This window comes from uncultured Sphingomonas sp., from assembly GCF_936927845.1.
In the GTDB taxonomy this organism is placed as follows: domain Bacteria; phylum Pseudomonadota; class Alphaproteobacteria; order Sphingomonadales; family Sphingomonadaceae; genus Sphingomonas.
Map to the genome: position 1 here is coordinate 21,333 of NZ_CAKZHV010000007.1, position 26,658 is coordinate 47,990.

At 68.4% G+C, this 26,658-nt stretch carries 30 protein-coding genes; 17 read left to right on the forward strand and 13 right to left on the reverse strand.

The window, feature by feature from the left end; all coding sequences use genetic code 11:
* Positions 1–28 precede the first annotated feature (28 nt).
* The 10 genes from Q0579_RS01905 to cobS form a co-directional block, all read right to left on the reverse strand.
* Positions 29–340: a YggT family protein gene (locus Q0579_RS01905; RefSeq protein ID WP_298808557.1), complete on the reverse strand. Its 312-nt coding sequence runs from the start codon at positions 338–340 to the stop codon at positions 29–31.
* Positions 341–1,237: 897 nt separating this feature from the next.
* Positions 1,238–2,152 carry an acetylglutamate kinase gene (argB, locus tag Q0579_RS01910; protein WP_298808558.1) on the reverse strand — a complete coding sequence of 305 codons (915 nt, stop codon included), beginning with the start codon at positions 2,150–2,152 and terminating at the stop codon, positions 1,238–1,240.
* Between the two features lie 61 nt (positions 2,153–2,213).
* Positions 2,214–3,374 (reverse strand): PepSY-associated TM helix domain-containing protein, encoded by a 1,161-nt coding sequence (locus Q0579_RS01915; protein ID WP_298808559.1) that lies wholly within the window; start codon positions 3,372–3,374, stop codon positions 2,214–2,216.
* Between the two features lie 62 nt (positions 3,375–3,436).
* Positions 3,437–4,120 (reverse strand): Fe2+-dependent dioxygenase, encoded by a 684-nt coding sequence (locus tag Q0579_RS01920; RefSeq protein ID WP_298808560.1) that lies wholly within the window; start codon positions 4,118–4,120, stop codon positions 3,437–3,439.
* Between the two features lie 16 nt (positions 4,121–4,136).
* Positions 4,137–6,590 carry a TonB-dependent receptor gene (locus Q0579_RS01925; RefSeq protein WP_298808563.1) on the reverse strand — a complete coding sequence of 818 codons (2,454 nt, stop codon included), beginning with the start codon at positions 6,588–6,590 and terminating at the stop codon, positions 4,137–4,139.
* A gap of 58 nt (positions 6,591–6,648) precedes the next feature.
* Positions 6,649–6,933, reverse strand: a complete 285-nt coding sequence (locus tag Q0579_RS01930) for a ribbon-helix-helix domain-containing protein (protein ID WP_298275325.1) — start codon at positions 6,931–6,933, stop codon at positions 6,649–6,651.
* Positions 6,930–8,756 (reverse strand): cobaltochelatase subunit CobT, encoded by a 1,827-nt coding sequence (gene cobT, locus Q0579_RS01935; protein WP_298808566.1) that lies wholly within the window; start codon positions 8,754–8,756, stop codon positions 6,930–6,932. Before cobT ends, Q0579_RS01930 begins: the two co-directional genes overlap by 4 nt.
* Complete coding sequence (locus Q0579_RS01940; RefSeq protein ID WP_298808569.1) at positions 8,746–9,117, reverse strand: HepT-like ribonuclease domain-containing protein; 372 nt, start codon at positions 9,115–9,117, stop codon at positions 8,746–8,748. Before Q0579_RS01940 ends, cobT begins: the two co-directional genes overlap by 11 nt.
* Positions 9,095–9,388 carry a nucleotidyltransferase domain-containing protein gene (locus tag Q0579_RS01945; protein WP_298808571.1) on the reverse strand — a complete coding sequence of 98 codons (294 nt, stop codon included), beginning with the start codon at positions 9,386–9,388 and terminating at the stop codon, positions 9,095–9,097. Before Q0579_RS01945 ends, Q0579_RS01940 begins: the two co-directional genes overlap by 23 nt.
* A gap of 4 nt (positions 9,389–9,392) precedes the next feature.
* Positions 9,393–10,397, reverse strand: a complete 1,005-nt coding sequence (gene cobS / locus Q0579_RS01950; RefSeq protein ID WP_298808572.1) for a cobaltochelatase subunit CobS — start codon at positions 10,395–10,397, stop codon at positions 9,393–9,395.
* 226 nt (positions 10,398–10,623) lie between these two features.
* Between cobS and Q0579_RS01955 the strand changes: the two genes are divergently transcribed.
* Positions 10,624–11,031, forward strand: coding sequence for a VOC family protein (locus Q0579_RS01955; protein ID WP_298808574.1), 408 nt, complete (start codon positions 10,624–10,626; stop codon positions 11,029–11,031).
* A gap of 5 nt (positions 11,032–11,036) precedes the next feature.
* On the opposite strand, the gene Q0579_RS01960 is transcribed toward Q0579_RS01955, so the two are convergent.
* Positions 11,037–11,636: a J domain-containing protein gene (locus tag Q0579_RS01960; protein ID WP_298808575.1), complete on the reverse strand. Its 600-nt coding sequence runs from the start codon at positions 11,634–11,636 to the stop codon at positions 11,037–11,039.
* A gap of 109 nt (positions 11,637–11,745) precedes the next feature.
* Between Q0579_RS01960 and Q0579_RS01965 the strand changes: the two genes are divergently transcribed.
* The 5 genes from Q0579_RS01965 to Q0579_RS01985 all read left to right on the forward strand — a co-directional run bounded on the left by Q0579_RS01965 (position 11,746) and on the right by Q0579_RS01985 (position 15,118).
* Complete coding sequence (locus tag Q0579_RS01965; protein ID WP_298808614.1) at positions 11,746–12,030, forward strand: BolA family protein; 285 nt, start codon at positions 11,746–11,748, stop codon at positions 12,028–12,030.
* Complete coding sequence (locus Q0579_RS01970; protein WP_298808576.1) at positions 12,027–12,734, forward strand: glutathione S-transferase; 708 nt, start codon at positions 12,027–12,029, stop codon at positions 12,732–12,734. The genes Q0579_RS01965 and Q0579_RS01970 overlap by 4 nt, the downstream gene beginning before the upstream one ends.
* Positions 12,724–13,200 carry an NUDIX domain-containing protein gene (locus Q0579_RS01975; protein WP_298808578.1) on the forward strand — a complete coding sequence of 159 codons (477 nt, stop codon included), beginning with the start codon at positions 12,724–12,726 and terminating at the stop codon, positions 13,198–13,200. The genes Q0579_RS01970 and Q0579_RS01975 overlap by 11 nt, the downstream gene beginning before the upstream one ends.
* Positions 13,181–14,098, forward strand: coding sequence for a pirin family protein (locus Q0579_RS01980; RefSeq protein WP_298808580.1), 918 nt, complete (start codon positions 13,181–13,183; stop codon positions 14,096–14,098). Before Q0579_RS01975 ends, Q0579_RS01980 begins: the two co-directional genes overlap by 20 nt.
* A gap of 93 nt (positions 14,099–14,191) precedes the next feature.
* Positions 14,192–15,118 carry a helix-turn-helix domain-containing protein gene (locus Q0579_RS01985; RefSeq protein ID WP_298808583.1) on the forward strand — a complete coding sequence of 309 codons (927 nt, stop codon included), beginning with the start codon at positions 14,192–14,194 and terminating at the stop codon, positions 15,116–15,118.
* On the opposite strand, the gene Q0579_RS01990 is transcribed toward Q0579_RS01985, so the two are convergent.
* A complete protein-coding gene (locus tag Q0579_RS01990) occupies positions 15,115–16,215 on the reverse strand; it encodes a DUF2332 domain-containing protein (RefSeq protein WP_298808585.1) in 1,101 nt (366 codons plus the stop codon). The genes Q0579_RS01985 and Q0579_RS01990 overlap by 4 nt on opposite strands.
* A gap of 66 nt (positions 16,216–16,281) precedes the next feature.
* On the opposite strand from Q0579_RS01990, the gene hisG reads away from it, so the two are divergent.
* Positions 16,282–16,959: an ATP phosphoribosyltransferase gene (gene hisG, locus Q0579_RS01995; RefSeq protein ID WP_298808588.1), complete on the forward strand. Its 678-nt coding sequence runs from the start codon at positions 16,282–16,284 to the stop codon at positions 16,957–16,959.
* Positions 16,956–18,251, forward strand: coding sequence for a histidinol dehydrogenase (gene hisD, locus Q0579_RS02000; RefSeq protein WP_298808589.1), 1,296 nt, complete (start codon positions 16,956–16,958; stop codon positions 18,249–18,251). The genes hisG and hisD overlap by 4 nt, the downstream gene beginning before the upstream one ends.
* A gap of 104 nt (positions 18,252–18,355) precedes the next feature.
* Here hisD and Q0579_RS02005 read toward each other — a convergent pair whose 3' ends face one another.
* Positions 18,356–18,874, reverse strand: a complete 519-nt coding sequence (locus tag Q0579_RS02005; RefSeq protein WP_298808590.1) for a ferritin-like domain-containing protein — start codon at positions 18,872–18,874, stop codon at positions 18,356–18,358.
* Positions 18,875–18,982: 108 nt separating this feature from the next.
* Between Q0579_RS02005 and nusB the strand changes: the two genes are divergently transcribed.
* The 9 genes from nusB to yacG all read left to right on the forward strand — a co-directional run bounded on the left by nusB (position 18,983) and on the right by yacG (position 26,559).
* Positions 18,983–19,471: a transcription antitermination factor NusB gene (gene nusB / locus Q0579_RS02010; RefSeq protein ID WP_298808591.1), complete on the forward strand. Its 489-nt coding sequence runs from the start codon at positions 18,983–18,985 to the stop codon at positions 19,469–19,471.
* A 3-nt stretch (positions 19,472–19,474) separates the two neighbouring features.
* Positions 19,475–19,651 (forward strand): DUF4169 family protein, encoded by a 177-nt coding sequence (locus Q0579_RS02015; protein ID WP_298808593.1) that lies wholly within the window; start codon positions 19,475–19,477, stop codon positions 19,649–19,651.
* A 64-nt stretch (positions 19,652–19,715) separates the two neighbouring features.
* Positions 19,716–21,254, forward strand: coding sequence for a sodium:proton antiporter (locus Q0579_RS02020; RefSeq protein ID WP_298808595.1), 1,539 nt, complete (start codon positions 19,716–19,718; stop codon positions 21,252–21,254).
* A 2-nt stretch (positions 21,255–21,256) separates the two neighbouring features.
* Positions 21,257–22,156 carry a thiamine-phosphate kinase gene (gene thiL / locus Q0579_RS02025; protein ID WP_298808597.1) on the forward strand — a complete coding sequence of 300 codons (900 nt, stop codon included), beginning with the start codon at positions 21,257–21,259 and terminating at the stop codon, positions 22,154–22,156.
* Positions 22,157–22,244: 88 nt separating this feature from the next.
* Complete coding sequence (locus Q0579_RS02030) at positions 22,245–24,416, forward strand: sodium-translocating pyrophosphatase (protein WP_298808599.1); 2,172 nt, start codon at positions 22,245–22,247, stop codon at positions 24,414–24,416.
* 190 nt (positions 24,417–24,606) lie between these two features.
* Positions 24,607–24,852, forward strand: coding sequence for a translation initiation factor IF-1 (gene infA / locus Q0579_RS02035; protein WP_026325702.1), 246 nt, complete (start codon positions 24,607–24,609; stop codon positions 24,850–24,852).
* A gap of 30 nt (positions 24,853–24,882) precedes the next feature.
* Positions 24,883–25,449: a nucleoside triphosphate pyrophosphatase gene (locus Q0579_RS02040; RefSeq protein WP_298808602.1), complete on the forward strand. Its 567-nt coding sequence runs from the start codon at positions 24,883–24,885 to the stop codon at positions 25,447–25,449.
* Between the two features lie 7 nt (positions 25,450–25,456).
* Positions 25,457–26,389, forward strand: coding sequence for a ribonuclease (locus Q0579_RS02045; protein ID WP_298808604.1), 933 nt, complete (start codon positions 25,457–25,459; stop codon positions 26,387–26,389).
* Complete coding sequence (gene yacG, locus Q0579_RS02050) at positions 26,386–26,559, forward strand: DNA gyrase inhibitor YacG (protein WP_298808606.1); 174 nt, start codon at positions 26,386–26,388, stop codon at positions 26,557–26,559. Before Q0579_RS02045 ends, yacG begins: the two co-directional genes overlap by 4 nt.
* The last annotated feature ends 99 nt before the right edge of the window (positions 26,560–26,658 follow it).

Consider the following 26,658-nt stretch of genomic DNA (forward strand, 5'->3'; position numbering starts at 1 on the left):
CTGCGGCGCCGGCCAGGCCGCAACAGCGTCAGATCGCGTTGCCGCTCGCCATCACGCTCGTGCCGACATTGTTCAGAATGATGTTCGCGATCGCCATCAGCACCAGCACGATCATCGGCGCGAAGTCGATCCCGCCAGTGTTGGGCAAGCGACGCCGGATCGGCCGGTACAGCGGGTCGGTCAGCCGATCGAGCCCGTCGTAGAGCGAGCGGATGAACGGGCTCGACGTGTTGATGACATTGAACGCGATCAGCAGCGACAGCACGAACTGGATGATGATCACCCACCACACGACGTTGAGCAGGACCTGGAGGATCTGAATGATGGTCAGCGTCAACACGGGGGCTTCATCTCCGAACGGGTGGCATGGGTTCTAGCCGATGCGGACGTGGAACGGAACGCCCTACGCGAGACGCGGGACGGTGGTTCCGGAGGCGATGGCGGAAGAGGAGGCCGAAAGGTGCGCATTAAGTAGAGCCAGTCTACCGTTCGGATGCAGAGACGATCGTCATCTGGTAGCGCAACCTTGGCACGTCACAGACAATCTCGTTGGGGCATCGTATGACGAACGGCTGGTCTTTGAGCCTATTGGTGGTGGGTGCCATCGGACAGCCGTCAGCCCCCGAAGAGCCAGTCACCACATTCGCATCGGCGCCTAGCACGTGCGCGGTCCTGCAAGCTGCTTACACGACCGCAGTAAATCGGACTGCGCCCGCTTATCCGCCAGATATCCGCGCCTCAAATCGTGACTTGGTAAAGATCGGCCTGATCGAACCGACTTACCGCGCTCGTATGGAACTCACTGAAAACGAATTGACAGACTTGGCCGCTCAGCAGGATGTTTATGATGACAAAACTTTCAAACCGTCTTGCAGGTGGTCAGGACAAATAGGTCCGAATGTAGATGATGAGGGCCACTCTGCCTTTGTGACGTTTACTAGTCCAGTTTTCTCAAAAGACAGGCACCTCGCACTTGTCGAGGTATCCCTTCGGGAGGAAGGAATTTTTGGCTATGGCTTTTTGTGCACGACGCGATTCTTGAATCACGCGTGGTCAGCGCGATGCCTCCCGAGCTGGATTAGTTGAAAACGCAAGCTCCTGCGCATCCGTCACGAGCTCGCTCAGGACGTGAACAGACGTGCGCTTGCGCGCGCGTCGTCGTGTTGGGGTGTCGTGGGGGGACGCCGGACGGCAGGGTACCTGCGTCTCGGACCCCCGGCGTCTGCATTGCCCCGCGTCAGTTCTCGGCGTCGTCGCCGCGCCGGATCAGCGTGCCCGCGCCGCGACGCGTGAAGATTTCGAGCAGCATGGCGTGGCGGATGCGGCCGTCCAGCACCACCGCGGCGTCGACGCCCGCCTCGACCGCGGCGACGCAGGTTTCGAGCTTGGGAATCATGCCGCCGCTGATCGTGCCGTCGTCGCGCAGCGCCTTGACCTGCGCGGGGTCGAGATCGGTCAGGAGATCGCCCTGCTTGTCGAGCACGCCGGCGACATCGGTCAGCAGGAAGAAGCGCGAAGCGCCGAGCGCGGCGGCGATCGCGCCCGCCATCGTGTCGGCGTTGATATTGTAGGTGTGGCCGTCCGCGCCGATGCCGATCGGCGCGATCACCGGGATGATCCCGTCGGCCGACAGCGTGTCAATGATGCGGCGGTCGACCGCGACCGGCTCGCCCACGAACCCCAGATCGACGTGGCGCTCGATCCCCTGCAGCGGATCGGCGTCGCGGCTGCTGCCGACCTTTTCCGCTTGAACCAGCCCGGCGTCCTTGCCCGAGATGCCGACCGCCCGCCCGCCCGCGCGGCCGATCCAGCTGACGATTTCCTTGTTGATCGAGCCGGCGAGGACCATTTCGGCGATCCGCGCGGTTTCCGCGTCGGTGACGCGCAGGCCATCGACGAAGCGCGATTCGACCCCCAGTCGCTTCAGCATCGAGCCGATCTGCGGGCCGCCGCCGTGGACCACCACCGGGTTGATCCCGACCGCCTTCAACAGCACCACGTCCTCGGCGAAGTCGCGCTGCGCCTGATGGTCGCCCATCGCGTGGCCGCCGTATTTCACGACAAAGGTCCTGCCGGCGTAGCGTTGCAGGTACGGCAGCGCCTCGACCAGGGTCTCGGCCTTGAGCGCGGGCGACAGGGTGTGATCGGTCATGGCTGCGCGCGATAGCCGCCGCGGCGCGATTGCGAAAGCGCCGGCTGGCCCGCGGCGCGCTCTACGCCTTCGCGGGCTCTGCTCCGGCGCGTTTCGCACGTTGGCGCGCGGCGAGTTCCGCCTTCCACCCGCGCGCGCGCCACCACATGATGATGCCTGTGACGCCGAGCAGCGCGGGGATGATACCGCCCGCGAAGATGATCGCCTGCCACAGCCAGCCCATGTCGGTGCCGTCGTGGATGCGCCGCATCCAGCGTGCGACGCTCACCCCCTCTCGGCTGCGCTCGGGCGCGGCGACGCCGCTGTCGTCGGCGACCGTCACCACGCGCATCGGCTGCGTATCATAGGAGACGGTCCAGTCGGCCTTCAGATCGGTCGGCCACACGATCGTGCGCAGCCGCGCCTCGCTCGCCAGCGGCTTGGCGAGCGCGACCACGCGCGCCAGCGGCAGTGCGGGTCGCTCGAGCGGACGCGCGCGCATCATCGCGGCGCGGCTACCACCCGGACCACCCGGACCACCCGGCCCCCGCGCGCCCTCACCCACCAGCGCGCCGAAAAATGCGGGAAAGCTGATCCACGCCCCCGTCAGCGACAGGATGAACAAGGGCAACGCGACCCAGAAGCCGGTCAGATAATGCAGATTGGTGTCGGTGTTGCGGTGCCGACGCCAGCGCAGGCCCCGCGCCCAGCGGCCCACGGTCGGCCACCACAGCCACAGACCCGTGAAACTCGACAGCATCATCGCGACGCCGATCCAGCCGACAATGCTGCGGCCGACGCCCGGCACCATCAGGCTGCCGTGGATCACGTGCATCATACGCACCAGCCCGGCGCGATTGTCGGCCACATCAAGCACGCGCGCGCTCGGCGGGTCGAGGTAGATCATCGTGCGCGGCGGCGGTCCCCCGCGCGGCTTCGCGCCAGGGGCTGGCGCAGTGGCGACGGTCACGGTGACCGGGCCGTGCCCATCCTCGGGCAGCACGAGATTCGCGATGCGGCCATCGGCTGCCATCCGCGTGCGGGCGGCGGCGACGTAGCGGTCGAGCGGCAAGAGCGCCTGACCGCTGATCGCGTAACGCGACGGATGAACCGCGCGGTCGAGCGCGTCGTGCCAGACGAGCGCGGCGCCGGTTAGCGAGATCGGGATGATCAGCACCGCCAGCAGCAGCCCGATCCATTTGTGGACCTGGAACCACGCCTTGCGCCACTTGAGCTTGTTCATGCTGTTCGTCCCCCGACCTGCGCGTCGCGCTGACACGCAGGCTATTGCAAGTCAATCGCAGCTTACGCGTCTGCCCAGCGACGCAGTAGATTGTGGTACACCCCGGTCAGTCGGATCACCGTCGCGTCACCCTGCCCCTTGTCGGCGGCGACCGCCTGCACGCTCTGGTCGAGCTCGAACAGGATGCGCCGCGCGGCATCGTCGCGCACCATCGATTGAACCCAGAAGAAGGATGCGATGCGCGTGCCACGCGTCACCGGTTCGACGCGGTGGAGGCTGGAGGCGGGATAGAGCACCATGTCCCCGGCTGGCAGCTTGACGCGCTGTTCACCGAACTGATCCTCGATCACCAGCTCGCCGCCGTCGTAACTGTCGGGGTCGGCGAGGAACAGCGTCGCCGACAGATCGGACCGGAGGCGGAAATCGCTGCCGCGCCGCATCCGGATGGCATTGTCGACGTGCATACCGAACGCCTGTCCGCCGGCATAGCGGTTGAACAGCGGCGGAAAGACCTTGAGCGGCAGCGCGGCGGCGACGAACAACGGCGAGCGGCCGAGTGCGTCGAGCACCTGTCCGCCACCCTCGCGCGCGGCGGCATCGTCCTCGGGCAATTGCTCGTTGCGCTTGGCGAGCGCCGACTGCGGCCCACTGGTCGCGTTGCCGTCGGCCCAGGTGCCCGCATCGATCACCCCGCGCAGTCGCGCGACGCCCGCGGGGTCGAGCACGTCGGGGATCGCGATCAGCATGGCGGCATCTCCTGCGTCAGAAACTGTAGAACAGGCTCAGCACCGCCTGCCGCCGGTCGCCGGGCGCGGCCCAGCCGCCGGTCACGACGCCGCTGGTCGCGTTGACGTTGTTGCGCACGCTGGTGAAATAACGCTCGTCGGTCAAATTCTGCACGTTCAGCTGCAGCGTCACGCCCTCGCGGAAGCTGTAGGCCATGTACGCGCGGTGGATCAGGTAATCGTCGACCTTGTATTGCGGCGCAATCTGGCTGTCGGCGGCGACCACCGGCGCATTGGCGTAGAACGATCCCTGGTAGGTCAGCCCGTAGCCGAGCTCCAACCCGAACGGCAGGCGATAGGTGGTGAACAGGCTGCCCGAATGCTCGGGGGTCTGCACCAATCGACTGCCCGCCTGCGGGTCGGGGATCGCGACCGAGTTGGTGCATCCGTTGCCGAGCGGATTGGCGGCCGACCCGCGCGGATTGGCGCGGCAATAATCCGAAACCGACTGCCGCACCCGCCCATCGAGATAGGTGTAATTGGCGAAGATCGTCCAGTTGCGCGTGACGTTGCCGCTCGCACCCAGCGCGATGCCGTCGACGCGGCTGCGACCGTCGAGCACCTGGAGCGACGCAGGCAGCGCGGGGTCGTTGGAGGGCACGCGGTAGTTGGTGCGTTCGTTGCGGAACGCGGCGGCGGTCAGCTCCAACCGGCGGCTGAACAGCCCGGCCTTGACGCCGACCTCGTAGTTGCGCGCCGTCTCGGGCGCGACCGCGCACGGATCGGCCGCGCCGGCGGTCGCGAGCGTGCCGCATCCCAGCCGCACCGTCGCCGACGAGGGCGTGCGCGCATTGCCGTAACCGGCGTAGACGCTGACGTCGCGGACCGGGTGGAACACGCCGCCGACGCGGTAGGAGAACAAGCGTTCGCGGCTGACCTGCGGCAGTTGCGCCAGCGGCGTGACCTGCATCGAACCCGGCGGCACGAACGCGAGCGGGTGCGCACGGAACGTAGCGCGGTTGCTCTCCCACCTGACGCCACCGTTCAGCTCGAACAGCGGACCGAGTTCGAGCGTGTCGAAGGCGTAGACCGCCAGGTTGCGCGACTCCGCCGATGAGATCGCGGTCACGGTGCGGTTGACCGGGCCGGTATAGGTCGTGTCGGGCGAAACGATGCCGAGCGGCGGCAGCGTGACCGCAGCACCCGCGGCAGTGCGCGTCAGCGATGCCTGCACGAGGTCGTAATCCTCGATCGTGCCCGCCACCCCGATGTTGGCGACGTTGCGCACGCCGCCCTTCTTGCCATGCTCCAGCCGCAGGTCGGTCTGGTTGAACAGCAGTTGGTTCTCCTGTTCGCGCAGCAATCCGCGCGGGCCCGATGGCGACCAGAAACCGGGCTGCAATCCGCTCGGGCAAGCCGCCCCTTCAGTGCCGTTGATCGCCGCCGTCACCGGTTGACGGTTCGTGCCGGCAAGGCAGAAGAGGCCCTGCGGCGCGCTCGTCACGCTGTTCTGCCCGACGCGCTGCCACCGCGTCAGGTTGCGGACCGCGATCTGATCGTTGACCGCGTGACGGAAGGTCGCGGTCAGCCGGTCGACCGTTACGTCCTGCCGGTCGAGATTGACGATGCCGTAATAATCGGAGTGGCTGGTGCCAGGCAGCGGGCCGTCGTTCACCGGCGTGGCGAAGTAAGGGACGCCGTAGATCGGCGTGTTGCGATCCTCCTGATGAACGTAGGCGAGCGTGAGGCTGGTCGGTGCGCCGATGCCGATCGTCACCGCGGGCGCGACTCCCCAACGCTTCATCCGCTCGATATCGCGCCCGGGCACGTCGTTGCGGTGGTACACGCCGTTCAGCCGCACCGCGACCAGATCGCCGACGCGCTGGTTGGCGTCGACCGCGGCGCGATGATAATCGTCGCTGCCGATCGCGGCCTGCGCGATCGTCAGGTCCTCGGGTCGCGGTTCCTTGCTAACGAGATTGATCGTCCCGCCGACGCTGCCCGATCCGTTGAAGACCGAATTGGCGCCGTTGTAGACTTCGATCTGCTGAAGGTTGAACGGATCGGTGCGGCTGTATTGCGCGCTGTCGCGGACGCCGTCGATCGTGATGTCGTTGTTGGCCGAAAAACCGCGCAGGTTGATCGAATCGCCGTAGCCTCCGCCACCCTCGCCCGCGCCGAAGGTGATGCCGGGGATCGTCTGCAACGCGTCGCGCAGCGTCAGTAGATTCTGTTTTCTGAGCGTCTGGTCGGAGATGACGGTGATCGTCTGCGGCGTGTCGATCAGCGCCGAGGTGGCTTTGGGACTTTCGACCGCCGAAGGCTTGGCCTCCAGCGTGCCAGTGACCACGATGTCGTCGCGGTCGATCTGCGCGCGGCCGTCCTGCGCCCGCGTGTCGCTGCTCGGCACCGGTACCTCGGCCATCGCGGGCGCGGTGGCGATGACGCCGATGCACGACAGCGCCAGAAACGACGAAGCGGCTGATGACATGAAACGAACCCCCTTGTGATGGGCGTTCAGCTATTGAGAGTCACTCGCACTGTCAACGCTAATGCGATCCAATCGCATCTTTGTCGCGCGATTGTGCCAGGATCCAGGTTCGTAGCGCGCTGGCGAGATTGGGCGCGTCGGGCGCGGTGATCCGAACCGCGTCGACCTGCGCGACGAGCGCCGACAGGGGCAGCGCACGCGCCACTGCGGCCTGTTCGAGCGCGTGCCAGAACAAGGGTTCGAGGCTGATCGAAGTCTGATGCCCCGCGATCGTGATCGAGCGTTTGACCGGCCCGACGAACCCGCCGGGCGGCGCGACGATCGGCCCGGCGGTGCCGCTCACTCGGCGTCGAACAGCGCCGCGAGCTGTTCGATGATCGTGCCGCCCAGTTGCTCGGCGTCCATGATCGTCACCGCGCGGCTGTAATAGCGCGTCACGTCGTGGCCGATGCCGATCGCGACCAGCTCGACCGGCGAGCGGCGCTCGATCCAGTCGATCACCTGGCGCAGATGACGCTCCAGATAGCTGCCCGAATTGACGCTGAGCGTCGAATCGTCGACCGGCGCGCCGTCGGAGATGACCATCAGGATGCGACGCTCCTCGGGCCGCGCCATCATCCGCGCGTGCGCCCACATCAGCGCCTCGCCGTCGATATTCTCTTTCAGCAGCCCTTCGCGCATCATCAGCCCAAGCGAGGTGCGCGCGCGCCGCCACGGCTCGTCAGCCTTCTTGTAGACGATGTGACGCACGTCGTTGAGCCGGCCGGGCTGCGGCGGACGACCTGCCGACAGCCACGTCTCGCGACTCTGTCCGCCCTTCCACGCGCGCGTGGTGAAGCCCAAGATCTCGGTCTTGACGCCGCAGCGCTCGAGCGTGCGCGCGAGAATGTCCGCGCTGATCGCCGCGATCGAGATCGGACGCCCGCGCATCGACCCCGAATTATCGATCAACAGCGTGACCACCGTGTCGCGAAACTCGGTATCGCGCTCGATCTTGTAGCTGAGCGACTGACCCGGCGCGGTGACGACGCGCGCCAGTCGCGCGGCGTCGAGCAGCCCTTCCTCCTGGTCGAAATCCCACGAACGCGACTGCTGCGCCATCAATCGCCGCTGCAAACGATTGGCGAGCTTCGACACGGTTGATTGCAGGTGAACGAGCTGCTGGTCGAGATAACCGCGCAGCCGTACCAATTCGTCGGCGTCGCACAGGTCGGTCGCCGCCACGACCTCGTCGAACTGCGTCGACCACACCTTATAGTCGAACTGCGGCATGTGATCGGCGGGCGGGCGATTGGGGCGGACGGGCTGCATCCCCTCCTCGCCCTCGTCGCCGGGTTCGCCGTCGACGTCGTCCATGTCGTCGCCGTCGGTTTCCTGCCCCTCGCCGTCCTGCTCGTCCGACTGGCGTTCCTCGCCGCGGGCTTCGGTCTGCGCCTCGCCTTCGCTGCCCTGGACCTCGCCCTCATCGGCCTCGTCGCTGTCCTCGCCCTCGCCGCCGGCCTCGTCCTCGCCGCCTTCCTCGTCGCTCTCCTCGGGCACCTGCTCGCCCTCGACGAGTTCGAGGTCCTCGAGCAGCTTGCGCGCCAGGCCCTGGAACGCGCGCTGATCATCGAGCACGAGCGACAGGGCGTCCAGATCGACGCGCTCACCGACCCAGTCGCGCACCAGCGCGAGGCCGGGTTCGCTCGCGACCGGCGACGGAAGGCCGGTCAGCGCCTCACGCACCATCAATCCGAGCGCGGTCGACAGCGGCACCTCGCTCTGCTGCCGTGCACGCGTGATCGGGTCGGAGCGCAGCCGCACGTCGAGCGCAGTGGCGAGATTGTCGGTAATGCCCGCGTAACCGCGGCTGCCGAGCGCCTCGACCCGCGCGGTCTCGACCGCATCGTACACCGCGCGCGCCACCGCCTCGACCGGCGCACCGCGCGCATGGAGCGCGGTGTCGTGATGCTTCAACCGCAGCGCAAACGCGTCGGCGAACCCGCGCGCTTCCGCCACCTGATCGGCGGGGAGCGAGCGCGCGGGCATCGGCACGCGGATGTGCTTGCCCGACGCCGAGGGCGCGTCGGCGGTGAAGGCAAGCTCCACCTCCGCCTCATCCGACAACGCGCGCGCGGTGCCGCCAAGGACCGCCTTGAACCGGTCGAGCGGGGTATCAGTCGCCATCAGTCAGTCCACTCTCAATCGCCATGTCCGCCGCCACGGCCAGCGCAGGCACGTCGATGCGCGCGATTTCGAACACGACCGCACGATCCAGATCGCGGTACTCGTGGCGCAGCCGATTACCCAACCCGCGCATCTTGTCGATCGGCAGGTCACGGCCCAGCACCGCCGCATCCGACGGATCGATCTGGATTGCGGCCTCGGTGATCCGCTGCAGCAACCGCTCAACCGCAAACAGCGTCTTCTCGCTCGCGAGAAAATCGTCAAGCGTCATGCCATCAATGAACGTCTCGATCCGCCGTGCGTCCTCGATTATGTCACGCAACCGATCCGTTGTGCGTTCAGAAAGCATCAACGCGGTCACGTTCTATAGCAGCCTTCAGCCGGGGCCGGCGGTCGGGATCGGAGACCAGGTCCACCGGCACGCCCAACAATTGCCCGATCCGCTCGTCCAGATCGAGATAGTCCCAACCCAATTGAACATCGCGCCGGAAGGTGACGAACAAGTCGAGGTCCGAGGTCGGCGTCGCCTCGTCGCGCGCGGTCGAGCCGAAGATCGCGACATGCTCGATCCCCATCGCGTGCAGCGACGCACGGTGGGATCGCAGCCTGTTCAATGCCTCGGCCCGCGTCATGCGACTACGCCCTGGCCGCCACGCTCTCGGGCAAGTCCTTCCCGAACACGCGCTGATAATATTCCGCGACCAGCGGCCGCTCGGCGTCGTCGCACTTGTTGAGGAACGACAGGCGGAAGGCGAAGCCGACGTCCTTGAAGATCAAGGTGTTCTGCGCCCAGGTGATGACGGTACGCGGGCTCATGACGGTCGAGATGTCGCCGTTGATGAAACCCTTGCGCGTCAGGTCGGCCACGCGGACCATGTTCTCGACCGTCTTCTTGCCCTCGGGCTTGTCATACTCGCCCGATTTGGCGAGCACGATGTTCGCCTCGGTCGCGGCCGGCAGATAGTTCAAGGTGACGACGATGTTCCAGCGGTCCATCTGACCCTGGTTGATCTGCTGCGTACCGTGATAGAGGCCGCTGGTGTCGCCGAGACCCACCGTGTTGGCGGTCGCGAACAGGCGGAACCACGGGTTCGGTCGCAGCACGCGGTTCTGGTCGAGCAAGGTCAGCTTGCCCTCTGTTTCGAGCACGCGCTGAATTACAAACATCACGTCGGGGCGGCCGGCGTCATATTCGTCAAAGACGAGCGCGGTCGGCGTCTGCAGCGCCCAAGGCAGCAGGCCTTCGCGGAACTCGGTTACCTGCTGGCCTTCGCGCAGCACGATCGCGTCGCGCCCGATCAGGTCGATGCGGCTGATGTGCGCGTCGAGGTTGATGCGGATGCACGGCCATTTCAGCCGCGCGGCCACCTGCTCGATGTGGCTCGACTTGCCGGTGCCGTGATAGCCCTGCACCATCACGCGGCGGTTGTGCGCGAAGCCCGCCAGGATCGCGAGCGTCGTATCGGGGTCAAACACATATGCGGGGTCGAGATCGGGCACGCGCTCGTCGGCGTCGGAGAAGGCGGGCACCTCCATGTCGCTGTCGATCCCGAACAGCTCGCGCACGCCGACCATCTTGTCGGGCGCGTCCATGATCGTGCTGTCCCGGCTGTCGGGCTGGGTGTTGGAGAGATCGTTCATCGAGCTTGAGCCGCTTGTTATGAGTTGCCGCAATCAGTGCGAAGGGATCGCGTTCGCGTCAACCCGGCGTGGGCGTCGGCCCGGCCTGCGCCGGCAAGTGGAACGGGTGGGATAACGCGTCGGGGGCCGCCGGGTTGCCCCACCTTGACCGAGCACGAATGGTTGCTTTCGCCCGTCAAAGGCGCATCCTGACCCTCCGCGGGCAACTCGCGCCGGAGACGCTGTAATGACGCGCACGATTTTCGTCAACCTGCCGGTGACCGACGTGGCGCGCGCCACCGCGTTCTACAAGGCACTCGGCTTCGAGAAGAACGAGCAATTCTCCAGCGACCAGGGTGCCGCGATGCGGTGGTCGGAGGCGATCAACGTCATGTTGCTCAGCCACGATCTGTTCGCGACCTTCACGTCCAAGCGGATCATCGATCCGTTCACCGAGACGGGGGCGTTGCTGGCGCTGGGCCTAGGCAATCGCGCAGAGGTCGATGCGATCACGCAAGCGGCGCTCGCCGCGGGTGGGCGCGAGCTGCACGAGCCCGAGGATCTCGGCTTCATGTACAGCCGCGCGTTTGAGGATCTTGACGGGCACGGCTGGGGTCCGTTCTCGATCGCGGCGGGCGGCGAGGCTGGCGCGTAGCGCGGTCAGGCGAAGGCGGGCGCCTGGCGTAGTTGCTGATAAGCGGCGATCACCTTGCTCAGCCGATCCTCGTGGCTGCGGTCGCCGCCGTTGCGGTCGGGGTGATATTTGCGGACCAGCTCGGAATAGCGTTTGCGCAAGGCGGGGCGATCGGCGTCGGGCGCGAGGCCGAGCACGTCGAGGCTGCGGCGATCCTCGCCCGACAACGGCTTGCCGTCGCGCCGCTCGAGCGCGACCGTGCGGCGAAAACGCGCGCCGATCGCGTCGAGCGGGTCGGCGAAATCGGCCCAGCGCGGCGGGTGATCGCCCTGCCCTGCGCGCGCGAACGCGCGGGTTTCGCGCTCCCACCCGGCAGTCGGTCTTTGCGCGCGGTGGATTTCGTCGGCGGTCATGCCCTCGAAGTAATTGTAGCCGGCGTTGAACGCGCGGACATGGTCGAGGCAGAACCAGCGGAAGCGGGGCGGTCCGTCGGCGCTCCCCGGGCCTTCCAGCGGGGGCGCGCGGAACTCGCCCGCTTCGGCGCAGCCGGGATGGTCGCAGCCACGCTCGCTGTTCTCGACGCGGCCGTGGAACCGCGTGTTGGGTCTGTCCTTCTTGACGGTCACGATGATCGAGCCTGGCGCCTTTCCCGCGAAAACCGCCTATATGGGGCGCATGAACGACCCTGCCACTGCCTCCGATGCCGACTCGAACGCCGGCCCCGTCGAGCGCGCGATGATCGAGCGGCTGACCGCCGCGCTGTCGCCGACGCACCTGCGCGTGATCAACGAGAGCGCGCAGCACCGCGGCCACATGGGCGACGACGGATCGGGCGAGAGCCATTTCCGCGTCGTGATCGAGAGCGCGGCGTTCACGGGCCAGTCACGCGTCGCGCAGCAACGGCTGGTCAATCGCGCGCTGGCCGACCTGCTCGCCGAGCATATCCACGCGCTAGCGATCGAGGCCCGCGCGCCGAACGTTGAGGTAGCGGGCATCGGGCAATCGGACATCGGGCGATGAAGCCGCGGCTGTGGTACTGGCCGCACATCCAGGGGCGCGGCGAGTTTGTCCGCCTGGCGTTGGAGGCGGCAGGGATCGATTACGAGGATGGCGCACGGGCGGAAGGAACCGAGGCGCTGATCGCCGATCTGGCGGCGCGCGCCGGACGCGCACCGTTCGCTCCGCCCTATCTCGAGATCGACGGGCTGGTGATCGCGCAGGTGGCGAACATCCTGCTCTACCTCGGCGATCGCCGCGACCTGGCGCCGTCGGCGATCGCCGACCGCTACTGGGTGCACCAATTGCAGCTCACGATCGCGGACATAGTGGCGGAGGCGCACAACGTTCACCATCCGGTCGCGGTCATGGACTATTACGACGATCAGAAAGCGGAGGCCGCGCGCGCCGCAAAACAGTTCCGCGACGAGCGGATGGTCAAATACCTCGACCATTTCGAGGAAGCCGCCGAGTGCAACGACGGGCCGTGGATGATCGATCACCGCTGGACCTATGCCGACACCTCGATCTTTCAGTTGATTGAGGGGCTGCGCTACATGTTGCCGCGCCGGATGGCGACGCTGGCACCCCGCTACCCCGCACTCGCGCGCGTCCACGATCTGGTCGCCAAGCTGCCGGGCGTGCACGCCTATCTCGGCAGCGCGCGCCGCATCGCATTCAACGAACAGGGTATCTTCCGCCATTATCCCGAACTCGATGGCGAGTAAGGGGGTGAGCGCGACGATCACGCGCGTGCCGCGTCCGGCCGCGCGCATCCTGCTGGTCGATGCGCGCAGCCGTGTGCTGCTGTTCCGTTTCACCCCGCCCGACCGCGCGCCCTTGTGGTGTACGCCCGGCGGCGCGGTCGATCCGGGCGAGAGCTACGAGGCGGCGGCGCGGCGCGAATTGTGGGAGGAAACCGGCTTGGATTGCGACTGCGGCCCGCAGGTCGCGCGGCGCGTGATCGATTTCCTGACCTTCGACCGCGTGGAGGTGACCGATGACGAACGCTGGTTCCGCGTCGACGTCGACGCGCACGACGTGTCCGGTGCCGCACTGACCGAACAGGAACGCGAACTGATGGCGGAGGCGCGCTGGTTCGCGCGCGACGAACTCGCGGACTGGCCCGAAGTGATCTATCCCGCTGATCTGCTTGCCATGCTGGAGGAAACCGATGTCCACGCCACCCAATGACGGCAGCGCGCTGATCCTCCAGACGCTTGCGCCCGCGACGCACGATCTGGGCGGGTTCAAGGTTTATCGCACGCTGCCGCACAAGGACCGGACAATGGTCGGCCCGTTCCTGTTCTTCGACCAGATGGGCCCCGCGCATCTGCCGCCTGGCGACGGCGTCGACGTGCGTCCGCACCCGCATATTGGCTTGTCGACGGTCACCTACCTGTTCGACGGCGCCTTCCAGCACCGCGATTCGCTCGGCAGCGACGTGCGCATCACGCCGGGCGCGGTGAATCTGATGACCGCCGGCTCGGGCATCGTCCATTCGGAGCGTTCGCCGCAGGACGTGCGCGCCGGCGGCCCGGCACTTGCGGGCATCCAGACCTGGCTGGCACTGCCCGACCATCTGGAGGAGCACGACCCCGCGTTCGAGCATGTGTCGGCCGAGGCGCTGCCCGAGATTGCCTACGCGGGCGCCCGCGCGCGGGTCATCATGGGGTCGCTCTGGGGCGAACGCGCGCCGACCACGACCTGGGCCGACACGATCTACGCCGACATCACGCTGGACGCGGGCGGCAGCGTGCCGATCGACCATTCGACCGACGAGCGCGCGGTGTATCTGGCACAGGGGCAGGCGACGCTCGACGGCATGACGCTGGAGCCGCAGCGGCTCTACGTGCTCCGCCCCGGCACCGCGGCGACGCTCAGGTCAGACACGGGCGGTCGCGTCATGCTGGCGGGCGGCGCGGCCTTTTCGACCCCACGCCACGTATGGTGGAATTTCGTTTCCTCGTCGCGCGACCGCATCCGCGAGGCGCGCCGCGCGTGGAAGGCGGGCGAATTCGCCGCGGTACCCGGCGACGACAAGGAATGGATCCCGATCCCCGAGGTCCCGAAAACGGTCAGCTATCCCTGACGGAGAACGGTGACTGGCTTGATCCAGGTTGCCATTGTCGCCAGAGCGGATGGAAGGGACTGCTTCAACGTACGCGCACGCGGTAGGGGTTAGATGAGAGCGGAAGACATGCGCGGCGGCACCAACCGTCCGGGCGTCGCGGCGACGGCGTTCGCGATGCCGCCCGGCTGCGCGATCCGCTACGATCTACCCGCGGCCGACCTGCGCGAACTCGTCAGCGGCTATGCCACCTATGCGGCGAGCGAGCGGGCGGAGATGATCAACTGGTTCCTGCCCGCGCCGCCGATGATCTGCGTGCTGCTGGATGCCGGGCCGGTCGAGATCCAGATCCGCAACCACCGTTTCGCGCCCGCGCCCGTCAGCCTGTACGGCGCGACCAGCAACGCGCTTCGCGCCTCCACCACGGGCGGCATCCAGGCCGGCATCGGACTGACCGCGCTCGGCTGGGTGCGGATGTTCGCGCGGCCCGCGGGCACGTTCCACAATCGCGTCGTGCCGCTCGGTCAACTGCTTCACCCCGGCATCGCGCAGCAGATGGTGGAGGAATTGAGCGCGCTCGATGACGAAACGCTGATCGCGCCGACGCTCGACGCGATCCTCGCGCCCTTGTTCACGCAGCGCCACCCACACGAGGACGCGATCCGCGGCTTCACCGAATTGATGCTGGTCGACGGCGTGATCGAGATCGCGGACGCGGCCGAGCGGCTGGCGCTGCCCGCGACGACGCTGCGCCGTATCGCCATTCACGCCTTCGGCATGCCGCCCAAATTGCTGCTCCGGCGCGCGCGCTTCTTGCGCTCGTTTGTCACGCTGCTGCGCTCGGGTGAGCCGATGGCCTATCACCTGATCGACAGCAGTTACTATGACGCGTCGCATTTCCTGCGCGATGCCAACACGTTCCTTGGCACCACGCCGCGCCGCTTCATGGCGCTGGGCACGACCTTTATGGCGGCGAGCGTCGTTGCGCGTGGTGCCGCGATCGGCCCCGCGACGCAGGCGCTCCACGCGCAACCGCGTTAGCGCGCCTCAGTCGCCTCGCGCCGCATGACGTAATCGCGCGTCTCGTACGGCGGAGCGAGCCCTTCGACCCAGGCACCGTGCGCGTGGGTGAGCGCAACCAGCTCCATCGGGGTGTCGCCGGGCCAGCACCGCACGCGCACCTCGTGGCGGTGAAGATCGCGGTTGGGCTCCATCATCACCCAGGCGAGCGGCCGCTCCACGCTCGCGCGTGCGCCCGCCGCCTCCATCGCGTCGCGGATGCGCGCCTGACCCTCCACCGGCAGATATTGCCACACCACCGAATGCATCAGCACGCGCGTCACGCCCGCCGCCTGCGGCTCGGCAAGGCGCGCCTCGACCCAGTCGGCGGCATCGCCTTGTACCAGATCGACGCCGTGCGCGCGCACGGTCGCGATCGCCGCGTCGAGCCGCGCCTGCCGCTCGCCGGCGTCGACCCAGACATAGCCCTGCAAGCGCTCCGCCGCGCGCGGGTCTGAAACGTCGACGGGCGCGATGTCGACGCCGCGCGCGTGCGTAACGCTGACCGTCATCGCGGGCGGTGGTGGCCCGCGCCATTCGGGCTTGATCGAGAGCGGTGAGCCGGGAGGTCCGACCTGCACGCCGCCGAGATCGAAGCGCATCCGTCCGATCAGCAGGTTCAGCCCGGCACTCGACCCGATCTCCAACACCTCGACCTGCGGACCAAAGCGCTCCGCAACGTGCAGCAGCCCCGTCATCAACCCTGCCGAGCGCGCCGCCTCGTTGGTCTGCGGTGGACCGTCGAGCCACGGCAGCAATGTCGCATCGTGGCGCGCAACGGCGCCCGCCAGCACCGCGTCGATCGCCTGTTCGTTCGTGATCGTGCCGGTAAACACCTGCGACAACGCCGCGTCTGCACCACGTCGATGAAGTGCGTGCAGCCCGCCGATCAGCCGTAGCACCAGCGCGTCCGCCACCGGCTCGCCCGGCCAGTCGAGCACGCGTCGCCCGACCTGCGTTTCCCGCGTCAGCGCGCGACCGAGCGCACGCGACACGCGCGCGGTGATCGGTGCCGCCATCGCGTCGCAGTAACCCGCCTGCACCTCGAACGCCGCCCGGTTCTCCGCCTCGTTCGCCATCGCGCGTCTCCTGTCCCGTTGCGCGACATTGCGCCCCCTCCCCGGCGCTCGTAAAGCCCGCGCATCATGCCAGCCGACCAGCAAGACGTGACCGTCATCGCGGTGCCCAAGGGCCGTATCCTCGCCGAGGCGCTGCCGCTGCTCGCGCGCGCGGGCGTCGTGCCCGAGGCCGCCTTCTCCGACGAGAACAGCCGTGCGCTCCGCTTCGCGACGCAGGACCCGCGCATCGCCTTGATCCGGGTGCGCGCGTTCGACGTCGCGACCTTCGTCGCGCACGGCGCGGCGCAGCTCGGTATCGTCGGGTCGGACGTGCTCGCCGAGTTCGACTATCACGAACTCTACGCCCCCGTTGACCTGCGGATCGGCCATTGCCGCCTGTCGGTCGCGGAACCCGCCGCACTCGCCGAGCACGACGACCCGCGCGGATGGAGCCACGTCCGCGTCGCGACCAAATACCCGCATTTGACCGCGCAGCATTTCGCGCGCCGTGGCGTCCAGGCCGAGTGCATCAAGCTGAACGGCGCGATGGAGCTCGCCCCGCTGCTCGGCCTCGCGCCGCGCATCGTCGACCTCGTCTCATCGGGGCGGACGCTCAAGGAGAACGGGCTGGTCGAGGTCGAGCCGATCCTCGACGTGTCGGCGCGGCTGGTCGTCAATCGCGCCGCGATGAAGACGCGCGCGCACGTCTTCCCGCTGGTGGAGGCGTTCCGCCGCGCCGCGGCTTCACAAGAGGTAGCGGCATGATCCATCTCGACGCCAGCGACGCGGGGTTCGAGGCCGCCTTCGCCGCACTGGTCGACGATCGGCGCGAAACGTCGGTCGATGTCGCGCGCGACGTGTCGACGATCATCCGCGCGGTGCGCGACGATGGTGACGCCGCGCTCCACGCCTTCACGCAGAAGCTCGACCGCCACGATCTGAACGACACCGGCTGGCGCGTCGACGCAGCCGACTGTGCTGCCGCCTTCGAGGGGCTGGAGCCCGAGCTGCGTGCCGCGCTCGAACTCGCCGCCGCGCGTATCCGCGCCTATCACGAACGCCAGCGCCCGACCGACACCGACTTCACCGACGCCGCGGGCGTGCGGCTGGGCGCGCGGTGGCGCGCGGTCGACGCGGCGGGCATCTACGTGCCGGGCGGACGCGCGGCCTACCCCTCCACGCTGCTGATGAACGCGATCCCCGCGCGCGTCGCGGGTGTCGAACGGCTGGTGGTCGTCACCCCGACCCCCGATGGCGAGGTCAATCCGCTCGTTCTCGCCGCCGCGCATCTGGTCGGCGCGGACGAGGTCTGGCGCGTCGGCGGCGCGCAGGCGATCGCCGCGCTCGCCTACGGCACGCCCCGCATCGCGCGCGTCGACGTCGTCACCGGCCCCGGCAACGCCTGGGTCGCGGAGGCGAAGCGCCAGGTCTACGGCGTGGTCGGCATCGACATGGTCGCGGGGCCGAGCGAGATCGTCGTCGTCGCCGATGCGCAGAACGACCCCGAATGGATCGCCGCCGACCTGCTCAGCCAGGCCGAGCACGACGTCACCACGCAGTCGATCCTGCTCACCGACGACGCTCATTTCGCGGCCTCGGTCGAGGCAGCGGTCGAGCGCCAGCTCGCCGAGCTGCCGACCGCCGCCACCGCGCGCGTCGCGTGGGCGGACAATGGCGCGGTAATCGTCGTGTCGAGCCTAGCCGAGGCGATCCCGTTGGTCGACCGGCTTGCACCCGAACACGTCGAGTTCGCATGCGACGATCCCCGCGCGCTGTTCGATCGCCTGCGCCACGCCGGCAGCGCCTTTCTCGGTCGCCACACGCCCGAGGCGATCGGCGACTATGTCGCCGGGCCCAACCACGTCCTGCCAACCGGGCGCCGCGCGCGCTTCGCCAGCGGGCTCGGCGTCACCGATTTCATGAAGCGGACCAGCTTCCTGCAACTCGACGAGAGCGCACTGAACGAACTCGGCCCCGCGACGGTCGCGCTCGCGAATGCGGAAGGGCTGCCCGCGCACGCCAAATCGGTCGCGCTCAGGATCAGGACCAACTCCTGACCACCCGTCACCCCGGACCTGATCCGGGGTCCCGCTTCTTCTCCGGACGCCGAAAGGAAGCGGGATCCCGGCTCAAGGCCGGAATGACGGACGTGTACTCCGGCTCACCCCGCCGATGCCATCTCCGCCTCGCGATTGGCCTTGCCCGTCGCCATCGCGGTCAGCTTGTCGTCGGTGGCATATTCCTCCGCCAGCGTTTCCTTCAGGATCGACGCGATCTCGCCGCGGCCCATCTGCTCGGCCCAGGCGATCAGCGTGCCGTAGCGTGCGATCTCATAATGCTCGACCGCCTGCGCCGCCGCGATCAATGCGGCGTCGAGCACCGCCTTGTCGGCGATCTCGCCAGCGATCTCGTCCGCTTCCTTGATGATGCCGTCGATCGCCGGGCAGGTGACGCCCTTCGCCTTCTCGCCCATCAGGCCGAAGATGCGGTCGAGCCGGTCGATCTGTCCGCGCGTCTCGCTCAGATGCTGCTCGAAGCCCGCCTTCAATCCCGCGTCGCTCGCCTTGCTGATCATCTTGGGCAGCGCCTTGGTGATCTGGTTCTCGGCGTAATACACGTCCTGCAACTGGTGCAGGAACAGGTCGTCGAAGGTTTTGATGTCCTTGGTGAACAGGCCCATGATCGTTCCTCCTCGTGATCGATGCGTCACCAACGAGCCGGGCGCGCGCACGTTGCGATGCGACGGAGGGGTGACGAAACGTGCGCGCGCGGCTACACGCCGGCGCTTATGTCCCGCACCGCTGCCCGTTCGCGCGCCCGCGCCGCCGCTCGCCTCGCCGCCGTTCAGGCGCTGTACCAGCACGAGATGGAGGGGACGAACATCCCCCAGCTGCTGACCGAATTCCACCACCACCGCCTGGGTGCGACGATCGAGGACGTCGAATATGCCGACGCCGACACCGCCTTCTTCGACGACCTGGTGAAGGGAACGCAGGCGCGATTGGACGAGATCGACCGGCTGATCGCGGCGCGATTGTCGTCGGGGTGGAGTTTCGACCGGCTCGACAAGCCGATGAAGGCGATCCTGCGCGTCGGCACCTACGAACTGCTCGCGCGCAGCGACGTGCCCGTGGGCGCATCGATCAGCGAATATATCGACGTCGCCGACGCGTTCTACGAACGCCGCGAGAAGGGTTTCGTCAACGGCATCCTCGATGCGGTCGCCAAGGACGTACGCGGCGCGGGTGCGCCCGTGACGCCGGCGAAAGCCGACTGATCCATGGGCGAGGTCGTCAGCCTCCGCCGCGCGCGCAAGGCGAAGCTGTGTGCCGACGCGCAGGCGACCGCCGCCGGCAACCGCGCAGCCTTCGGCCGCACCAAGGCCGAGAAGCAGCGTGACGCGGCCGAGCGCGATCGGGCGACGCGGGCGCTCGACGGCGCACGGCGCGAGGATTGACGCGGGCGCGGGCTTCCGGCGCGGCGATGCGTGACATCGCGGCGCGCGCGATTACCGTCTGCTCGTGACCTTTTTCGAGAGCCTTCTCGCGCTGATGCTCGCCGCGGTGGCGATGCTCCAGGTCGCGCGGCGCTTGTCGCTCCCCTACCCGACCGTGATGGCGGCGGCGGGCGTCGCGGTGGCGGCGATCCCGGGTGCGCCGGTGCTGTCGATCGATCCTGCGACCGCGCTCGCGCTGTTCATCGCGCCGATCCTGGTCGATGCGGCGTTCGATTTCCCCGTCGGCGCGACGCGGCGGCTGATGCTGCCATTGTTCGTCTACGCAGTGCTGGCGGTGCTCGCGACCGCTGGTTTCGTCGCCTGGATCGGCTGGTACACGGTCGGACTGCCGGTCGCCGCCGCGCTGACGCTGGGTGCGATCGTCGCGCCGCCCGACGCCGCCGCCGCAACCGCGGTGCTGACCAACCTGCCCGTCGCCAAGCGGATCGAGGCGGTGTTGAAGGGCGAGAGCCTGTTCAACGACGCAACCGCGCTGCTGCTGTTCAACGCCGCGCTCGCCGCGCAGATGAGCGGCACGTTCGACTGGGGTACGGGGGTGCGCTTCGCGCTGGCGGCGCCCGGCGGCATCCTGTTCGGCATCGCCTACGGTCTGCTCGTCCGGCGGGTGCAGCCGCACGTCGAGAACACGGTCGGCGGCACGTTGCTGCAGTTTCTCCACGCCTTTATCGCCTGGATCGTCGCCGAGCATCTGGGCCTGTCCGCGGTGCTGGCGACGGTTGCGAGCGCGATGACGATCGCGGCGAGCGCGGGCGGCGGCAGCTCGCCGCGGATGCGCGTCCACTCCTACGCGGTGTGGACCACGGTCGTGTTCCTGTTGAACGTGTTCGCGTTCCTGCTGATGGGCGAGCAGGCGCGCAACATCCCGGCCGCGATGTCGGGGCAGGAACTGATCAACGCCGGCTGGCTCGCCTTGTGGGTCGTGCTGGGGGTGGTCATGACGCGATTGCTGATCGCGTTCGGTTACCGCGGCGTCGTGCTGTGGCGCGTGCGCCGCGGGCAGCAGATGAAGCAGATCAGCCTGGCCGAAACGTTCCTGATCGGCTGGTCGGGGATGCGCGGACTGGTGACGCTCGCCACCGCCTTCGCGCTGCCCGCCGCGTTTCCGCAGCGCGACACGGTGGTGCTCGCCGCCTTCGCGGTGGTGCTGGCAACCGTGGTGATCCAGGGCGCCACGCTGACGCCCTTGATCCGCGCGCTGGGGATCGGGCGCGAGCAGGAGGCAAAGGCGGAGATCGACCACGCCCGCCTCGACCTGGCCGAGGCAGCGCTGGCGCGGCTGGAGGGCGAGCCGGGCGATGCCGCCGAGCAGTTGCGGCGCGAATATCGGGACATTCGCGACGGCGTGTCGGGCAAGGACCGTGACACGCTCAACCGCCGCCACGGCCTTGCGATCGCGGCGGTGCTGGCACAGCGCGAGCGGCTGGAAGCGCTGCGCTGCGATCAGGCGATCAGCAGCGACACCTACCTGCTGCTCCAGGAAGCGCTCGACTGGCGCCAGTTGACCGTGTCGGGCGACGAGGATCGCCGCATCGAGGAGAATTGAGCGTGGACGAGCGCGCGTTTCTCGATCGGCTGCGCGCGTTGCCGCTCCATCCCGGCGCAGGGGGCTTGCGCGACGATACGGCGCAGCTCGCCGGGCTGGTCGTTTCCACCGATACGATGGTGGAGGGTGTTCATTTCCTCGCCTCCGACCCGGCAGGCGATGTCGCGTGGCGGTTGGTCGCGACCAACCTGTCCGATCTCGCCGCCAAGGGCGCGCGGGTCGAGGGCGTGCTGCTCAACTATCCGCTGTCTGACGCGGCGTGGGACGACGCGTTCCTACGCGGGTTCGGCGAGGTGCTCGCGCGGTTCGATGCGCGACTGCTCGGCGGCGACACGGTGACGCTGCCGCGCGGTGCGCCGCGGGTGCTGACGCTCACGGCGTTCGGTGCCGACGCGCCCGCGCCGACGCGCTCGGGCGCGCGCGCCGGCGACGGCTTGTGGGTCACCGGCACGATCGGCGACGCCGCACCGGGGCTCGCGATCGCGCGTCGCGGCGAAGCGCGCGGCGACGACGAGGCCTATCTGCTCGCGCGCTATCGCCGACCGACGCCGCGGCTCGCCGTAGGTCGTACGCTCGCGCCCCACGTTCACGCGATGATGGACGTGTCCGACGGCCTGCTGCTCGACGCGACGCGGATGGCGGAAGCGAGTGGGTTGTCGGTGACGGTCGAGCTCGACGCGGTGCCGCTGTCGCCCGCGGCCCGCGCCTACGGGCTCGACGCGCTCGCCGCCGCGACCGCGGGCGACGATTACGAACTGCTGTTCGCCGCCCCCCTCGACTGGACACCGCCCGCGCCCGCCACTCTGGCCGGACGCTTCGCGGCCGGGGCCGGGCTGTCGCTGACCGATCGCGGCATGGCCGTTCGCCTGCCCGACCATCTGGGTTATCAGCACAGCGCTTGACTTAACGCGTCGTTGGGTGCCCCTTCTGCGGCGGGCGAGCGCGAGCGAACAAACGCGCCGTTCGTGAAAATAGGAGGGAAGAACGGGCATGACGAGCGTCTATGTCGCCATCCTCTGCGGCCTGGTGGCCGTGGCCTATGGCATCCTCACCAGCGGCCAGGTGCTGCGACAACCCGCCGGCAACGACAAGATGCAGGACATCGCGGCGGCGATTCAGGAGGGCGCCAAGGCGTATCTCGGCCGGCAATATACCACCATCGCGATCGTCGGCGTGATCGTCGCAGCCGTGTTGTTCGTGACGCTCGGCACGCTGTCGACCACCGGCTTCGTCATCGGCGCGCTGCTGTCGGGGGCCGCGGGCTATGTGGGCATGAACATCTCGGTCCGCGCCAACGTGCGCACCGCCGAGGCCGCGCGGGGCAGCTTGCAGGGCGGGCTCACCACTGCGTTCCGCTCAGGCGCGGTCACGGGCATGCTCGTTGCCGGGCTCGGCCTGCTCGCGATCGCGGGCTTCTTCTGGTATCTCGTCGGCCCCGGCGGGCGCGCCCCCAACGACCGCGCGATCGTCGAAGCTTTGACTGCGCTCGCGTTTGGCGCGTCGCTGATCTCGATCTTCGCGCGGCTGGGCGGCGGCATCTTTACCAAGGCGGCGGATGTCGGCGCGGACTTGGTCGGCAAGGTCGAGGCCGGTATCCCGGAGGACGATCCGCGCAACCCCGCGGTGATCGCCGACAACGTCGGCGACAATGTCGGCGATTGCGCCGGCATGGCCGCCGACCTGTTCGAGACGTACGTGGTCACCTTGGGCGTCACGATGATCTCGATCGCGCTCCTCATCCGCGCGGACGCGGTCGAACTGCTCCGGTTGATGAGCCTGCCGCTGATCGTCGGCGGCGTCTGCATCGTGACCTCGATCCTGGGCACCTACATGGTGCGGCTGGGGCGCGGCGGGTCGATCATGGGCGCGCTCTACAAGGGGTTCTGGACCTCGGCGTTGCTGTCGATCCCGGCGATCTACGCGGTGACGCGCTGGACATTGGGCGACATGAACGCGGTGATCGGCGGCGCGGGCTTCCTCGACCCCGCGGGCGACGATCTGACGACGGGCGCGGAGGCTGCGACGCAGGCCGGCGGCACGCTCGCCTCGTTCACCGGCAACGACCTGTTCTGGTGCATGCTGATCGGCCTCGCGGTCACCGGGCTGATCGTCTGGATCACCGAATATTACACCGGCACCAACTATCGCCCGGTCAAGTCGATCGCCAAGGCGTCGGAGACAGGCCACGGCACCAACGTGATCCAGGGCCTCGCGATCAGCCTGGAGGCGACCGCGCTGCCGACGATCGTCATCGTCATCGCCGTCATCGCCGCCTACAAGCTAGCCGGAATCATCGGCATCGCCTTTGGTGCGACCGCGATGCTGGCGCTCGCGGGCATGGTCGTCGCGCTCGACGCCTACGGTCCCGTCACCGACAATGCCGGCGGTATTGCCGAGATGGCGGGGCTTGAGGACGAGGTGCGCGCGCGAACCGACGCGCTCGACGCGGTCGGCAACACGACCAAGGCGGTGACCAAGGGCTATGCGATCGGCTCTGCGGGCCTCGCCGCGCTGGTCCTGTTCGGCGCTTACACCACCGACCTCGCGACCTATTTTCCTGACCTGACGGTCGATTTCAGCCTGTCCAACCCGTACGTCATCGTCGGCCTGCTGCTCGGCGCGTTGCTGCCATATCTGTTCGGCGCGTTCGGGATGACGGCGGTCGGCCGCGCGGCGGGCGCTGTGGTCGAGGAGGTTCGCAGACAGTTCCGCGACAATCCCGGCATCATGCAGGGCACCAGCCGCCCGAACTACGGCCGCACCGTCGACCTCGTCACCCGCGCCGCGATCCGCGAGATGATCGTACCCTCGCTGCTACCCGTCCTCTCGCCCCTGGTGCTCTACTTCATCGTGCGCGCGGTCGACGGACAGGCAAGCGCCTTTGCCGCGGTCGGTGCGATGCTCTTGGGCGTCATCGTCTCCGGCCTGTTCGTCGCGCTGTCGATGACCTCGGGTGGCGGCGCGTGGGACAATGCCAAGAAATACATCGAGGACGGCAACCACGGCGGCAAGGGATCGGACGCGCACAAGGCTGCGGTGACGGGCGACACCGTTGGCGACCCGTACAAGGACACCGCCGGCCCCGCGGTCAATCCGATGATCAAGATCACCAACATCGTCGCGCTGCTGCTGCTCGCCGCGCTAGCGGGCGGTGTGGGCTGAGAGCAGCTCGGGCAAGGACGCGGTGTCAGCCGCCGCTCGCCTTGTCCGATCGTGGCCGAGCGCCCATATCGATGGAGTTGACCGGACTCTCCACGCGCGGGTCCGGTCCTTGTTGCTTGTCCGTCGCTCCTTCCCTTTTCCTCGCTCGTCGGCTAAGGGCGCGCACGTCCAATCCCGAAAGAGACACCGTTTGGCGAAAGAAGAACTCCTCGAAATGCGCGGCCAGGTGGTCGAGCTGCTGCCCAACGCGATGTTCCGCGTCCGGCTCGAGAACGATCACGAAATCCTCGGTCATACCGCGGGCAAGATGCGCAAGAACCGCATCCGCGTGCTCGTCGGCGACGAGGTGCTGGTCGAACTGACCCCGTACGACCTGACCAAGGGGCGGATCACATACCGCTTCATGCCCGGCCGCGGCGGCCCCGGCCCGCAATAATCTAGCGGGCGGTTTCCGCCCGTGTCTTTCATGCCGCTCGTCCTCGCTTCCTCCTCGCCGCGCCGGCGCGACCTGCTCGCGCGTCTGGGCGCCGCGCCCGATCGTGTCGCCGCGCCCGAGATCGATGAAACGCCGCTGAAAGGCGAGCTGCCGCGCGCCTATGCGCTGCGCCTGGCGGTGGAGAAGGCACGCGCCGTCACCCGCGGCGAGGGTGAAGTCGTGCTCGCCGGCGACACCACGATCGCACTCGGCCGCCGCATTCTGCCGCCCGCGACGAGCGAGGCGATCCAGCGCGACCTGCTCGCGGCGCTGTCGGGCCGCCGCCACCACGCGCTCTCCGCGGTCTGCGTGATCGACGCGCACGGCACCGAGCGGACGCGGCTCGCCGACACGATCGTCGCGTTCAAGCCGCTCACCGCGCGCGAGATCGATGCGTACGTCGCGTGCGGCGAGGGCCTGGGCAAGGCGGGTGGCTACGCGATCCAGGGGCGCGCCGAGGGCTGGGTCCGCTTCCTGTCGGGCAGTCATTCGGGCGTCGTCGGCCTGCCGCTGTTCGAGACACGCGCCCTGCTCGTCACCGCCGGCATCTTTGCCTGACGGCTTCATGACTGGGCCACACTGGCTCTACGAGGACGGCATCGGCGAGGCGCGCGCCGCGCTGGTCCACGACGACCATATCCTTGCCGCACGCATCGAACTGCCCGACCGGCTGCGGCTCGGCACCGTCGCGCGTGCGCGCCTCACCGAGTTCCAGCTCGCCACGCTCGACACCGGCGAGCAGGTGATGCTCGACCGGCGACCCGCGGGGGTGACGCTCGGCGCCGCGCTGACAATCGAGATCACGCGCGAGGCGATCCCTGAGCCCGGCCGTGCCAAGCGCGCGCGCGCGCGCGTGAGCGATGCCGCCCCGATGCCCGGTCCGGACCTGCACGCGCGCATCACGGCCAGCGGGCATCCGGTGCACCACCTGCGCGCGCACGAGTTCGATCGGCTCGAACAGGCTGGCTGGTCCGAGGTACTCGACGAGGCGATGAGCGGCGAGATCGCTTTCGCCGGCGGCGCGCTCAGGATGTCACCGACGCCCGCGATGACGCTGTTCGACGTCGACGGCGACGGCCCGCTCGACGCGCTGGCACAGCGCGCCGCTGTCGTGGTGGCGCTCGCGATCCGCAGGCATGCGATCGGCGGATCGATCGGCATCGACTTTCCGACGGTCACCGGCAAGGCCGCACGCCACGCGGTCGCCGCCGCGATCGACGCGCATCTGGCGCCGCCGTTCGAGCGTACCGCGGTCAATGGCTTCGGTTTCCTCCAGATCGTCCGCCCGCGCCCGCGCGCCTCGCTGCCCGAGCTGCTGCACGACGATCCCGTCGCCGCCGCGACCCGCGCGGCGTTGCGCCAGATCGAGCGAACCCCGCCCGGCGCACCGAACGCGCATCGCCTGTCGCCCGCCGTCCACGCATACCTCGACACACGATCCATGTGGCGCGACGAACTGGTGCAGCGCACCGGCCGCACGCCTATATTGAGCGCATGACCGCCGCCCGCTGCCCGATCTGCGCCGCTCCCGCCGTCCCGCCCCACACCCCCTTCTGCAGCCGCGGCTGCAAGGACCGCGACCTGTTGCAATGGCTGGGCGAGGGTTATCGCATCCCCGGCCCTGCCGCTGACGAAGAAGCGCTGGACAGCCCGGGAAACGCCGACTAAGGACGCCGCTCACCGCCGATAGCGCGGTCCGGCCCAGGTAGCTCAGTTGGTAGAGCATGCGACTGAAAATCGCAGTGTCGGCGGTTCGATCCCGTCCCT